Below are 12,990 nucleotides of genomic sequence, written 5' to 3'. Positions count from 1 at the left end.
GGGTGCGGGTTCGGCGGCGTGTCAGGCGACGCGGACGAGCCGCAGGACGACGACCCGGTCGGGGTGGAAGGCGAGCAGGTCCAGCCCCGCCTCCCGCAGCAGGCTGCCGGAGTAGGACGGCGCGTCCTGGGCGCTGCCCAGCGGCACGGTCGACTCCAGCCACCGCGGGCTCAGCCACCACGGGCCGAGCGAGTCGGGGCGCGCCGCCTCGATGCGGTAGCGGGCCTCGGGCAGCAGGCCGGGGAGGCGCATCCGGTGCCGGGTGTCGGCCGAGAGCACCGGTGTCATCAGCGTGTAGAGCGCTTCGGAGCCGTCGGTCGCGACCACGCCGCGCAGTGTCGGCGACTGCGGATCGACGTCTCCGTCGCCGACGACGCGGCCGGTTGCGATCAGCTCCCGGTGCTCGCGGTACGCGGCGATCCAGCGGCCGAGCACGGCGGAGTCGCGCTCGCTCAGCTCGCGTAGGTCCCACTCCACACCGAAGTGGCCGAGGAACGCGGTCGCGCAGCGGGTGTGCAGGTCGCTGGTGCGGCCGGTGACGGAGGAGACCTCGGAGGCGACGTGCGAGCCGAGCATCTCCGGCGGCACCAGCAGGCCGGTCCAGCGGAGCATGCGGGCGCGGTCGAGCGGGTCGTGGTTGTCGGACGTGTGCACCCGGTCGGTGCGCTCCAGGATCCCGAGGTCGACCCGCCCGCCGCCCGAGGCGCAGCTCTCGATCTCGAGCGCGGGGTGGCGGGCGCGCAGTTCGTCCATCAGCCGGTAGGCGGCGAGGGTCTGCTCGTGCACCGCGGGCGCTCCGGAGGCGGGGTGGCCGGCGTCGATCAGGTCGCGGTTGTGGTCCCACTTCAGGCAGGCCAGGCCGAGGTCGCGGATCAGGGTGTCGAGCGCCGCGAGGATGTGCGTGAACGCGCCGGGGTTCGTCAGGTCGAGCACCTGCTGGAAGCGCCAGCGGGCGGGGAGCTCGGACACGCGGGCGCGCAGGATCCAGTCGGGGTGCGCGCGGGCGAGCTCCGAGTCCTCATTGATCATCTCGGGCTCGACCCAGAGGCCGAACTCCATGCCGAGGCCGCGCACATGCTCGGCGAGCGGGGCGAGCCCGTCCGGCCACCTGCCGGGGTCCGCGGTCCAGTCGCCCAGGCCCGCGCGGTCGTCGGAGCGGCCGAGGAACCAGCCGTCGTCGAGCACGTACCGCTCGACGCCGAGGGCGGCTGCGCGGTCGGCGAGCTCGTGGAGCGTCGCTGGATCCTGGTCGAAGGAGACCGCCTCCCAGACGTTGAGCGTGACGGGGCGCGGGCGGAGGGAGGAGCGCGAGCGGGCACGGAGGAAGGCGTGATACCTCGCGGCCGCATCGTCGAGGCCGCGGCCGAAGCTGCCGAAGATCCAGGGCGAGCGGTAGCTCTCGCCGTTCGCCAGGCGCACCTCGCCGGGGAGTAGTAGTTCGCCGCCGCGGAAGGCGAGGTGGGCGTCGGTCCGCTCGACGGCGTGCTCGTGGTTGCCGCCGATGCCGACGTGGCAGAGCCAGACCCGTCCGGAGCGGGCGTCGAAGCCGGGGGTGCCGACGGCGACGACGGTGGTCGCGTCGAGCCCGGTGCGACCGCGGCGGGAGGAGCGGGAGTGGGTGCCGACGACGACGGGGTGGCGCTGCGGGATCTTCTCGGTTCCCCAGCGGCCGGCGAAGTCCAGCATCTCGCGGGCCTCGGTCGGGATCCGCAGCGACGGGTCGACACCGATCACCTCGAGGATGCCGGAGGCCGCGTTGCGGACGGTTGCGCGCGCTCGGAGCAGTCCGGCGGGCGAGAGAGCGATCTCTAGTACGACCTCGATCCCGGCCTCCTCGTCCCTCGCCTCGACCGCGACGAGGGCACTACCGCACTGCACGACCGCCCCCTCCTGGACCTCCTGCCCATCGACCGAGACGCCGGTGACCAGGAGTCGGGGCGACCATCCGGCACCCCCGCGGTGCAGCCGCAGACCCGGGAGCCCCGACCAGCCGAAGGCGTGCTCGGGGAGGATCGAGGGCTCGTATGGCACGTCCGAATCGCCGTCGATCCCTGTGCGGACGGGGGTTCCGGCGTAGCCGACCAGATCGTCGTCGCTCGCATGAATCCGCGGACCCCAGTGGAGCAGCACGGGCAGCGCCCCTCCGGACTGGGTGAGGAGGACGGAGACGTCAGCGGCGACGACATGGATCACCCGGGGTGGATTCATATCGACCTTCCTACCGTCTCTCCCGAGCTGAGTACAGTGCGTTCCCGAGCTGAGTACAGTGAGAGATCGATCTCGATCAATGACGAGGAGCTCCCGAATGCCGACCCCTCCCGCCCTCCAGAGCACCCGCCTCGAGCGCGGTCTCTTCGACGCCCGCCGCCGACTCAACCGCGCCTACCTCGTCTCGCTCGAGGACGACGCCCTGCTGCAGAATTTCCTCCTCGAAGCCGGAATCGGCGATCAGGACTGGCATCTGAAGCCCTCACTCGGCACCCCGGAGTCGCGCGGTGCCGACCGGCACTGGGGCTGGGAGACGCCGGGCGGCGCGCTGCGCGGGCACTTCCTCGGCCACTGGCTCTCGGCCGCCGCGCGCGAGAGTGCCGTCACCGGCGATCCGCTCCTGCGCGTCAAGCTCGACGCGGTGCTCGACGCTCTCCAGCGCTGCCAGGAGGAGAACGGTGACGGCTGGATCTGGGCGATCCCGCCGCGCTTCCTCCGCCGGCTCGCCGAGGGGCGGCCGATCTGGGCGCCGCAGTACGCGATGCACAAGCTGCTGATGGGTCTGGTCGACGTGCACCGCGACCTCGGTGACGAGCGCGCCCTGCGGCTCGCGCGAAACGCGACCGTCCCCCTTGTGGAGTGGGTGCGCGGCTTCGACGACGACGAGTTCCAGCGGATCCTGGAGGTGGAGACCGGCGGGATGCTCGAGGTCTGGTCGGATCTGCTGGCGATCACCGGCGACCCGGTCTACTCCGAGCTCCTGGGGCGCTACGACCGGCGCTCCCTCTTCGACGGGCTGCTCGAGGGCCGCGACGTGCTGACCAACAGGCACGCGAACACGACGATCCCCGAGGTGCTGGGCGCTGCGCGCGCCTACGAGGTGACCGGTGACGAGCGCTGGCGGCGGATCGTGGAGGAGTACTGGCGCCAGGCCGTCACCGCCCGCGGCACCTTCTGCACCGGCGGGCAGACCTCGGGCGAGATCTGGACGCCGCCGTTCGAGTTCGCCGCCCGCCGCGGCGAGAAGACGCAGGAGCACTGCACCGTCTACAACATGATCCGGCTCGCCGACGTTCTGCTGCGCTGGACCGGCGAGCTCGCCTACGCCGACTATATCGAGCGCAACCTCCTCAACGGGATCCTCGCCCAGCAGCACCCGCGCACCGGGATGGTCGCCTACTTCCTCCCCCTCGAGGGCGGCGCGGTGAAGAACTGGGGCACGCCGACCGAGGACTTCTGGTGCTGCCACGGCACGCTCGTGCAGGCGCACACGCGCCACTCCGACTGGGTGTTCTACCCGACTGAGGAGGGCGTGACGATCGCGCAGCACATCGACGCGAGCACGCGGGTGCTGGTCGAGGGCGGCGAGACGGACGTGCGGGTCGAGGTGCTCGACAACGCCGGGTATGTGGGACCGGACGCGAATGCGGGGGAGGCGGGCGATCCGCGCCGACCGACCGCGACCCGGCTGCGGGTGCGGCTCTCGGGAGCCGCGCTGCGGGTGCGGGTGCGGATCCCGGCGTGGATCGCGGACGAGCCGCAGGTGGCCGGCGACCGCGAGCGGGTGAGCCGCGGCGAGGACGTGCTCGTGATCGAGCACCCGGGCGGGGAGACGAGCGTGGACCTGGCGTTCGCGTTCGAGGTGCGGACGGTAGCGATTCCGGACGAGCCGGGGACCGTGGCCTTCGTCGAGGGCGCGGTGGTGCTCGCCGGGCTCGTCGACCGCGAGGTCGCGCTTCGCGGTTCGATCCAGGACGCCGCCTCCCTGCTGGCACCCGACAACGAGCGCCAGTGGACGCAGTGGCTGCGCGGCTACCGCACCCTCGGCCAGAGCACCGCGATCCGCTTCCGACCCGTTCACGAGATCGCGGACGAGCCGTTCTCCCTCTACTTCCCGATCCTCGAGGACCGGAGCCAATGACGCTCGCCGTGCGCGCCGTCCCCTCGGCGCGCATCCTCCTCCCGATCTTCGCGATGCTGGTCGGCTTCGGCCCGCTCACGATCGACCTGGTGCTCCCGTTCCTGCCGTCGCTCGGCGCCGACCTCGACATCGCCGCCGCCTCGGCCCAGCTCGTCGTCACCGGCGCGACCTTCGGCTTCGCGGCCGGCCAGCTCGTGTCCGGGCCACTCAGCGACGCGGTCGGGCGGCGCTGGCCGCTCGGGATCTCGGCGGGACTGCACATCGCGGCGAGCCTGGTCGCGGCGAGCACGACCGAGACGGCGGTGCTGATGCCGGCGCGGTTCGTGCAGGGCGCGGCCTGCACGGCGGCGGGTGTGGTGGTCGTCGCGATCGTGCGCGACCTGTACAGCGGCACACGGCTGGTGAGGATGCTGGCGAACCTCGCCGTGATCACGAGCGTGTTCCCGATCCTGGTGCCCTCGCTCGGCGCGCAGCTGACGAAGGTGGTCGACTGGCGCGGCTCCTTCCTGGTCGTCGCGATCTGGGGAGCCGCGGCGACCGCGCTCGCACTGCTGGTGCTGCCCGAGACGCTGCCGCGCGAGAAGCGGCACCAGGGCGGCCTGATGCCCTCGCTCCGCAACTCGTTCGGGCTGCTGCGACGGCCGCGGATCCTGGCGCTTGCCGCGGCCTCGGCGGCGGGCTGGTCGGTGGGCTTCGGCTACCTGGCGACGGCGCCCTACCTCTACACGAACGTGTTCCGGGTGAACGCGGATGGCTACGGACTGCTGTTTCTCGGCACCTCGCTCGTCACGATCGCCGTCGGCCAGACCACGGGCCGGGTGCTCATTCCGCGTTTCGGCGCGCGCTGGGCGCTGGGGGCCTCTGCTCTGGTGACGGCGGTGGGCTCCCTGGTGTTGGTCGTGGTCGCTGTCGCGGGGGAGCAGCCGCTCCTGGTCGTGGTCGGCGCGCTGACCGTCGCGCTCGCCGGGCGCTCGCTGGGCGCTCCGGCCGTGCAGTTCCTCTCGCTGCAGGGGCCGTCGCGGGAGGCGGCGAGCGTCACGGCGATCCTCGGGATGGTGAGCTTCACCGCGGCCGGGCTGGTGATGCCGGTGCTGGGCGGGTTCGCGGAGGTGTCGCTCGTGCCGTTCGCGATCCTCATCCTGGTGGCAGCCGTGATCGAGGGTGTCGTGGCGGTGCTGCTCCGCTCACGTCCTGGCCCCCGCACGTCCTGACTCCCGCAACGGCTTGCGCGGCTCGCGGTCGGCGGGTCAGCCCGCGGGCCACTCCAGCTCGAACCGCAGCGGCTTCTCGCCGAACCGGAGGTGGCCCTCCGGTACCGCTGAGCCGTCGACGCGCAGCAGCGCCGGCGGCCCGGAGGCGACCCGCGTCCCCTCCGCCGGCGCGAGCCACTCCGATCCCGCGACCCGCCGCACCGTCGCGACGGCCCGGCCGGGCTCCCACTCCAGACGCTCCACGACCAGACCGCCCCGAGCGCGCAGCCCGGTCACGGAGCCGCGTGACCAAGCAGCGGGCAGCGCCGGCAGCACCGTCAGCGAGTCCGCGGTCGATCCGAGCAGCATCGCCGCGACCAAGCCCGGCAGTCCACCGCTCGCGTCCAGGTTGAAGATGCGGCCCGCGTCGTGCCGAGTCGTCAGCGTCGGTGACCAGTGCTCGAGGGCCAGCCACTCCGCGCACACCAGCGCTGACTCCGCATCGCCCAGCGCCGCCGCGGCGACCCCGACCTGCACCAGCCCGAACGCCATCTCCATCCGCCCCGGCGGCGCGGTCGGTGCCTCGGCCCGCCACGCGATCTTCGCCCGCACCGTCGCCAGAGCGGCGGCCCGCAGCCGCTCGTCACCCGCGACCGCCGCGTCGGGCTCATACCAGAGCGGGTAGAGCTGCGAGGCGTGCCGGTGCGCGATCTCCTCTCCCCAGCGCGGATCGCTCCACTCGGCGAGCGTGCCGTCCTCGGCCACGCGGTACGGCGGCAGATCGGCGAGCACCCGGGTCCAGCGGGCGTCGAGCGAGTCGTCGCCTCGGGCGCGCCCGAGTAGCGCGGTCGCCCGGGCCGCGTCGCGGAGGACCGCCACGTCCATCGTCGCGTCGACCGCCGTCGGCATCCGCTCGCCCCCCGGCGTGTTCTCGGGGGAGTAGGAGGGGACGATGTGCCGTACCCCGTCGACCAGCACGGTCGCGGTTTCGGCGAATCGCAGCACGCCCTCGACCAGCGCCCACAGCCGGTCGTCCACGATCGACCGGACGCCCGTTGTGGCGACCACATCGGCCGCCACGCGCAGCACCCAGCCGCCGCAGCCGGTCCAGAACAGGTGCGGGTAGTGCTCCGAGAAGTGGTCAGCCCGCCCGTGCGTCGACATCCGCGACGGCAGCAGCATCCCTTCGGCCCCGAAGACCAGGCGCGCGTTGTCGCGGTAGTCGTCGAGGTGCGGGAGGACCAGCTCGAGCAGCGAGAGCGCCAGCTCGGGAGTGCCGGTCGGGATCATCCCCGCCAGTGCGCCGTTCTGCACGTTGCCGTTGAGCGTGTAGTCGGCCGACCATGCCGGTCGCCAGGTCCCCTGCCAGACGCCCTGCAGCGTCGGTGGCAGCTCGCCGGTGGACGCGATGATGTTCGCCCTCCCGCTGAGCCACGCCAGCTCGATGACGCGGCGGCGCGCCCCCGCGTGACCGGAGCGGGCGGCGGCCCACAGGTCCTCGGTCAGCTCGGCGCCGGAATCTCCGTCGAGGTCGAGTGCGCAGGCGCGGACCAACCGGCCGTACCCCTCGCGCTGGCGATCGCGCAGCTCCGGCCACGAGAGGTCGGCGGAGGCCGTGGGGGCCACCCCGAGCGCGACGTCCAACCGCAGCACCTGCGGCACGTCCGCAGTGAGCTGCACGACCGAGACGGCGGCGCCCCCGACAACGTGCCACGTCGCTCCGCTCGTCGCCCTCGTCACGGCGCGGAGTGCCGTCGGGCCCGCGCCCGCCTCGGCGGTGAGCAGCCCGGAGGCGCCGCCCTCGACATGCGCCGTGACCACGGCCGACGCGTCGGGCACGCCGGTGTCGAAGGAGGTCGCCTCGCCGGCGCCGAGCGCGAGCTCGATGCTGACGGTCGTGTCGGCGGAGGACTCCAGGGCCAGCCGGACGCCCTCGCCGCCGTGCGGGGCGAGCAGGCGTACGGCGTGGCGACCGCCGCTGAGATCGCTCCACTCGACGGCCGTCTCGCCGCCGAGCGGATCGACGAGCCGGATCGCGGAGGCGACGCCGCCCAGGGTGCGCAGCGAGACGGTCGCGCAGAGTCCGAGCGGATCAGTCCAGATGAGGGAGCCGTCGTAGCCGCTATCGCGAGCGCCGCGGGCCAGCAGGTCGGAGGCGGTGTCGGAGTCGCCGGCGAGCAGGGCGCGCCGCATCTCGTTGCGGACGCCGACGAGGTCGGGGGCGTCGGGGCGCGGGTTGACGGGGAGGAACCAGCGTTCGTGCGCGAGCGAGACGATCAGGGAGTCGGCGGGGCCGTGCGTGACGGTGCCGACGCGGCCGGTGCCGACGATCAGGCCGTCTTCCCAGGTCGGGGCGGGAGTAGCGGTGGTGAGGGCGGTGCGCGGCGATGCGCGGACGTTCGATCGGATGACCGTTCCTTCCGTGGGGGTGCTCCTGATATGTTGCGTAGAACTTCAAATTAGCCGCCAGGGCCCAGGAGGGCCAACCCCGGCGGCGACTCATGTGAGGACACCGCAATGACGCGACCGATCACCCTGTTCACCGGCCAGTGGGCCGACCTTGCGTTCGAGGAGGTGGCACGCCTCGCGGGGGAGTGGGGCTACGACGGCCTCGAGATCGCCTGCTGGGGCGACCACATCGACGTGGCGCGCTGGGACGACGCGGAGTACGTGCAGAGCCGGAAAGACATCCTGGCCGCGCACGGCCTCCAGGTGTTCGCGATCTCGAACCACCTCACCGGGCAGGCGGTCTGCGACGACCCGATCGACGAGCGCCACCGCGACATCCTCAGCGACCGCGTCTGGGGCGACGGTGACCCCGAGGGCGTCCGGCAGCGCGCCGCCCAGGACCTCAAGGACACCGCCCGCTTCGCCGCGGCCCTCGGAGTGACGCAGGTCAACGGCTTCTCCGGCTCGTCGATCTGGAAGGGCGTCGCACTGTTCCCGCCCGCCTCCGACGAGTGGGTCGCCGCCGGCTACCAGGACTTCGCCGACCGCTGGAACCCGATCCTCGACGTCTTCGACGAGGTGGGCGTCCGCTACGCCCTCGAAGTACACCCGAGCGAGATCGCCTACGACTACTGGACCGCGAAGCGCACCCTCGAGGCCATTCACCACCGCGCCTCGTTCGGCTTCAACTTCGACCCGTCTCACTTCGTCTGGCAGCAGCTGGACAGCGTCGCCTTCGTGCTCGACTTCGCCGACCACATCTTCCATGTGCATGTGAAGGAGTCGGTCACCAACCTCGACGGCCGCAACGGCGTCCTCGGCTCACACCTGCCCTGGGCGAACCCGCGCCGTGGCTGGACCTTCGTCTCGACCGGCCACGGCGCCGTCCCGTGGGAGCCGGTGTTCCGCGCGCTGAACGCGATCGGCTACACGGGCCCGACCAGCGTCGAGTGGGAGGACGCGGGCATGGACCGCCTGGACGGGGCGCCTGAGGCGCTGGCCTTCGTGCGGAAGCTGAACGCGATCACACCGCCGGCCGACGCCTTCGACGCGGCGTTTTCGACCTCGCGCGACTGACGCTGCGGGCGAGCGCGTCCGCAATCGAGGCTGAAACGGCCGATTCGACGCCGAATCGAGCGGACGAGAGCTTCTGACCTCGGTTACGCACGCAGATCGAACTCCATTCCGCGGCGTAGACCGCCGGGCCCGGGAATGACCGACGGCCGGCCCCCAGGAGCCGGCCGTCGGGGGAGTAGGACCTACAGGCCCTGTGCCAGGCGGTAGTACGCCGCGTTCGAGCGGATCTCGGCTTCGAAGCCGCGGAGGGTGGTCGATTCGTTGATCACGAGCAGCTCGACGCCGGCGATGCGGGCGAAGTCCTCCCACGCCTCCACGCCGATCTGCGTCGTCATCACTGTGTGGTGCGCGGCACCGGCGGTGATCCACGCGGCTGCGCTGGTGCCGAAGTCTGGGGCGGGCTGCCAGATGGCGCGGCCGACGGGCAGGTGTGGGAGGGTCTGGGGCGGCTCGACGGTCTGCACTGCGTTCGCGACCAGGCGGAAGCGGTCGCGGACGTCGCTGAGGGCGACGACCACGGCGGGGCCCGCGTCGGCGGTGAAGACCAGGCGCACCGGGTCCTCGCGGCCACCGATCCCCATCGGGTGGATCTCGAGCGAGGCGCGCTTGGTCGACAGGGACGGCGAGACCTCGAGCATGTGCGCGCCGAGGATGAGCTCCTCGCCGGGCGTCATGTCGTAGGTGTAGTCCTCCATCAGGCTGGTGCCGCCGGGCAGGCCCGCGCCCATGACGGCGGCGATGCGGATGAGCACGGCCGTCTTCCAGTCGCCCTCTCCGCCGAAGCCGTAGCCGTCGGCCATCAGCCGCTGCACGGCGAGTCCGGGGAGCTGACGGAGGCCGCCGAGGTCCTCGAAGCTGTCGGTGAACGCCTCGAAGCCGCCCTCCTCCAGGAACGAGCGCAGGCCGATCTCGACCGCGGCGCCATAGCGGAGCGACTCGTGGCGCTCGCCGCCGGGACGCAACTCCGGCACGACGTCGTAGCTCTCGACGTACTCGGTGACGAGCGCGTCGATCCCGACGGTCGTTGCGGCGTCCACCCGCTCGACCAGCTCGTTCACGCCCCAGGTGTTGACGCTCACGCCGAGGCGGATCTCGGCCTCGGTCTTATCGCCCTCGGTGACGGCGACGTTGCGCATGTTGTCGCCGAAGCGGGCGACCTTCATGCTCTGCGAGGCCGACCAGCCGGCGGCCGCGCGCGACCAGGTGCCGATCGACTCCGTGACGCGGGCGTCGCTCGCGTGGCCGACGACGGTCTTCCGGGGCACGCTCATCCGGCTGAGGATGTAGCCGTGCTCGCGGTCGCCGTGCGCGGCCTGGTTCAGGTTCATGAAGTCGAAGTCGATGTCCTGCCACGGCAGGGCGACGTTCGCCTGGGTGTGGAAGTGCAGGAGCGGTTTGGCGAGCGCGTCGACGCCGTGGATCCACATCTTCGAGGGGCTGAAGGTGTGCATCCAGGTGATGACGCCCACGACGCAGTCGTCGGAGTTCGCCTCGATCATGGTGCGGCGGATGGCGTCGGAGCTCGTCAGCACCGGCTTCCACTCGATGGTCACCGGGATCGCGCTCGCCTCGTTCAGCTGCGCGACGACGGCCTGCGACTGCTCGGCGACCTGGCGGAGGGTGTCCTCGCCGTAGAGGTCCTGGCTGCCGGTGAGGAACCAGACGGTGCGGGTGGCGAGGTCGGGGATGATGCTGCCCGTTCGAGGGGCGCTGGTCAGGCTCATGCGATGGCTCCGGTGGGGTTTTGTCCGTAGACGTTCTGGTAGCGGTCGAACAGGGCGTCGATCGACTCCTGCGGGAGGGGGACGAGCTCGCCGCCCTGGCGCGCGAGGTGCACGGTGCGGGCGACATCCTCGGCCATGACGGCGGCCTTGACGGCGTCTTTCGCGTCCTTGCCGATGGTGAAGACTCCGTGGTTCTGCATCAGGACCGCGCGCGAGCGGTGTCCGGCGAGCGTCGAGACGATGCCGCGGCCAATGGAGTCGTCGCCGATGATCGCGAACGGACCGATCGGGATGTCCCCGCCGAACTCGTCCGCCATCGCGGTGATCACGCAGGGGATCGGCTCGGCGCGGGCCGCCCACGCGGTCGCGTAGGTGGAGTGCGTGTGCACGACTGCGCCGACCTCGGGCATCTCGCGGTAGACGTAGGCGTGCGCCGCGGTGTCGCTGGAGGGACTACGGTCGCTGCCGGGGGTGCCGGGGACGACGGTCCCGTCGAGGTCGCAGAGGATCATGGTCGAGGGCGCGAGGTCGTCGTACGAGACGCCGCTGGGCTTGATCACGAACAGGTCGGCTCCGGGCACGCGGCCCGAAATGTTGCCGCCGGTCCAGATCACCAGGCCGTAGCGGACGAGTTCGGCGTGCAGGCGCGCGACGTCCTCGCGGACGCGGGCGATTGCCTCCTCGACGGCGGGGATGTGGCTAGTCATGCGGTGGCTCCCTGGGTGTTGGTGAGGGTCTGAGTGAGGGTCTCGACGGCGGTCTGCTCGACGGCGAGGCCGGCGCGGTAGCGCTCGAGGTAGGCGGAGAAGCCGGCGACATCCTCGGCGTCGGGTGCGACGGTCTCGAATCCGGAGTCGCCGAAGACCTGGTCGGTGAGGTACGCGCCCAGCGCGACGGCGCTCTGCTGGCGGTGAACGGCCAGGCGGTAGGCGGCCAGCACGGCCATGCCCCACGGCCCGCCCTCGGAGGCGGTCGCGGCGACCGACACGGGAGCGTCGAGAGCGCCCGCGAGGAAACGCTGAGCGACTCCGGCGGTGCGGAACATGCCTCCGTGCGCGAACATCGCGTCGATCCGGACGCCCTCACCGGCGAGGACGCGCAGGCCCAGCGCGAGCGTGCCGAACACCCCGTAGAGCTGGGCGCGCATGAAGTTCGCGAGGGTCAGGCGCGAGTCGGGGGTGCGCACGACGAGCGGGCGTCCCTCGACCAGGCCGGCGATCGGCTCGCCCGCGAGGTGGTTGTAGGCGAGCAGTCCGCCCGCGTCGGCCTCGCCCTCCAGCGCCTCTGCGAAGAGGGTGCCGTAGACGGCGTCGCTGTCGGAGGGGCCGCCCGACGCGGCGGCAAACCGGGAGAACAGACCGACCCAGCCGGCCAGCTCGCTGGCTCCGTTGTTGCAGTGCACCATCGCGACGAGGTCGCCCGCCGGGGTCGCGACCAGGTCGAGTTCGTGGTGCCCGCTCTCCAGCGGCCCCTCGAGCACGACCATCGCGAAGATGCTGGTGCCCGCGCTGACGTTGCCGGTGCGCGGGGCGACGGAGTTGGTGGCGACCATGCCGGTGCCGGCGTCGCCCTCGGGCGGGCACACCGGGGCGCCGGGCTGGAGGGCGCCGGTCGGGTCGAGCAGGAGCGCGCCCTCGGCGGTGAGTGAGCCGGCGTCGGCGCCGGCGGGCAGCACGGTCGGCAGCAGCTCGCGCAGCGGCTTCACGGCGCCGGCGGTGCGCGCGTCGTAGCGGTCGATCACGCTCTGGTCGTAGTCGCGGGTCACCGGGTCGGTCGGGACCATCCCGGAGGCGTCGCCGACTCCGAGGACCTTCTCGCCGGTGAGGCGCCAGTGCACGTAGCCGGCGAGGGTGGTCAGGAAGTCGATCCGCTCGACGTGCGGCTCGGAGTCGAGGACCGCCTGGTGCAGGTGCGCGAGCGACCAGCGCAGCGGGATGTTCGCGCCGAAAAGTTCGGTGAGCTCGGCCGACGCGGGGCCGGTGCTGGTGTTGCGCCAGGTGCGGAAGGGGACGAGCGGCGATCCGTCGGCGTCGAAGGGGAGGTAGCCGTGCATCATCGCCGAGACGCCGAGCGCTCCGACCGAGGTGAGCTGCACGCCGTGGCGCTTCTGCGCGTCCGCGACGAGGTCGGCGTAGGCGGCCTGGAGGCCGGCGTGGACGGCGTCGAGCGAATAGGTCCAGCGGCGGTCGACGAACTGGTTCTCCCATTCGTGGCTGCCGATCGCGAGCACCACGGAAGGGTCGGCCGCGTCGACCAGGCACGCCTTGATCCGAGTGGAGCCGAACTCGATGCCGAGGGCGGTGGCGCCGCTCGCGATCGTGTCGGCGGGGGTGGGCCTGCGCTGGTCCATCATGCTCCTCGCTCGGGCGATGTGACCGTTCACAATGCCCTGGATCAGCGTAGGCGAAACGGCTCGCGGTCG

The 12,990-nt window shown here is 72.2% G+C and carries 8 protein-coding genes; 3 read left to right on the top strand and 5 right to left on the bottom strand.

The features are described from left to right. Positions 1–21: 21 nt before the first annotated feature. Positions 22–2,208: an alpha-galactosidase gene (locus C1O28_RS11765; protein ID WP_097167363.1), complete on the bottom strand. Its 2,187-nt coding sequence runs from the start codon at positions 2,206–2,208 to the stop codon at positions 22–24. A gap of 97 nt (positions 2,209–2,305) precedes the next feature. Between C1O28_RS11765 and C1O28_RS11760 the strand changes: the two genes are divergently transcribed. Both C1O28_RS11760 and C1O28_RS11755 read left to right on the top strand, forming a co-directional pair. Further along, positions 2,306–4,129 carry a beta-L-arabinofuranosidase domain-containing protein gene (locus C1O28_RS11760; RefSeq protein WP_160487573.1) on the top strand — a complete coding sequence of 608 codons (1,824 nt, stop codon included), beginning with the start codon at positions 2,306–2,308 and terminating at the stop codon, positions 4,127–4,129. Continuing rightward, positions 4,126–5,340, top strand: a complete 1,215-nt coding sequence (locus C1O28_RS11755; RefSeq protein WP_097167365.1) for an MFS transporter — start codon at positions 4,126–4,128, stop codon at positions 5,338–5,340. The genes C1O28_RS11760 and C1O28_RS11755 overlap by 4 nt, the downstream gene beginning before the upstream one ends. 36 nt (positions 5,341–5,376) lie before the next feature. Here C1O28_RS11755 and C1O28_RS11750 read toward each other — a convergent pair whose 3' ends face one another. Beyond that, complete coding sequence (locus C1O28_RS11750) at positions 5,377–7,512, bottom strand: glycosyl hydrolase family 95 catalytic domain-containing protein (RefSeq protein ID WP_097167366.1); 2,136 nt, start codon at positions 7,510–7,512, stop codon at positions 5,377–5,379. 324 nt (positions 7,513–7,836) lie between these two features. Between C1O28_RS11750 and C1O28_RS11745 the strand changes: the two genes are divergently transcribed. After that, positions 7,837–8,844, top strand: a complete 1,008-nt coding sequence (locus C1O28_RS11745; RefSeq protein ID WP_097167367.1) for a sugar phosphate isomerase/epimerase family protein — start codon at positions 7,837–7,839, stop codon at positions 8,842–8,844. Between the two features lie 182 nt (positions 8,845–9,026). Here the strand turns inward: C1O28_RS11745 and araA are convergent, their stop codons facing one another. The 3 genes from araA to C1O28_RS11730 are packed head-to-tail and all read right to left on the bottom strand — an operon-like array spanning position 9,027 to position 12,918. Then, the gene (araA, locus tag C1O28_RS11740) at positions 9,027–10,568 is read right to left on the bottom strand and encodes an L-arabinose isomerase (protein ID WP_097167368.1); all 1,542 of its coding nucleotides are present in this window, start codon (positions 10,566–10,568) and stop codon (positions 9,027–9,029) included. Next, entirely contained in the window at positions 10,565–11,275 is a 711-nt protein-coding gene (locus C1O28_RS11735; protein ID WP_097167369.1) for an L-ribulose-5-phosphate 4-epimerase, read from the bottom strand. The genes araA and C1O28_RS11735 overlap by 4 nt, the downstream gene beginning before the upstream one ends. Continuing rightward, positions 11,272–12,918: a xylulokinase gene (locus tag C1O28_RS11730; protein WP_097167370.1), complete on the bottom strand. Its 1,647-nt coding sequence runs from the start codon at positions 12,916–12,918 to the stop codon at positions 11,272–11,274. Before C1O28_RS11730 ends, C1O28_RS11735 begins: the two co-directional genes overlap by 4 nt. Positions 12,919–12,990 lie beyond the last annotated feature (72 nt).

This window comes from Rathayibacter rathayi, from assembly GCF_004011095.1.
In the GTDB taxonomy this organism is placed as follows: domain Bacteria; phylum Actinomycetota; class Actinomycetes; order Actinomycetales; family Microbacteriaceae; genus Rathayibacter; species Rathayibacter rathayi.
This window is presented reverse-complemented; position numbering and strand designations above follow the sequence as displayed.

Bases quoted from the DNA above. Each gene is read 5' to 3' on its own strand.
- C1O28_RS11745 (WP_097167367.1), top strand. From the start codon at position 7,837: ATGACGCGACCGATCACCCTGTTCACCGGCCAGTGGGCCGACCTTGCG.
- C1O28_RS11765 (WP_097167363.1), bottom strand. From the start codon at position 2,208: ATGAATCCACCCCGGGTGATCCATGTCGTCGCCGCTGACGTCTCCGTC.
- C1O28_RS11760 (WP_160487573.1), top strand. From the start codon at position 2,306: ATGCCGACCCCTCCCGCCCTCCAGAGCACCCGCCTCGAGCGCGGTCTC.
- C1O28_RS11750 (WP_097167366.1), bottom strand. From the start codon at position 7,512: ATGCGGCGCGCCCTGCTCGCCGGCGACTCCGACACCGCCTCCGACCTG.
- C1O28_RS11735 (WP_097167369.1), bottom strand. From the start codon at position 11,275: ATGACTAGCCACATCCCCGCCGTCGAGGAGGCAATCGCCCGCGTCCGC.
- C1O28_RS11755 (WP_097167365.1), top strand. From the start codon at position 4,126: ATGACGCTCGCCGTGCGCGCCGTCCCCTCGGCGCGCATCCTCCTCCCG.
- C1O28_RS11730 (WP_097167370.1), bottom strand. From the start codon at position 12,918: ATGGACCAGCGCAGGCCCACCCCCGCCGACACGATCGCGAGCGGCGCC.
- araA (WP_097167368.1), bottom strand. From the start codon at position 10,568: ATGAGCCTGACCAGCGCCCCTCGAACGGGCAGCATCATCCCCGACCTC.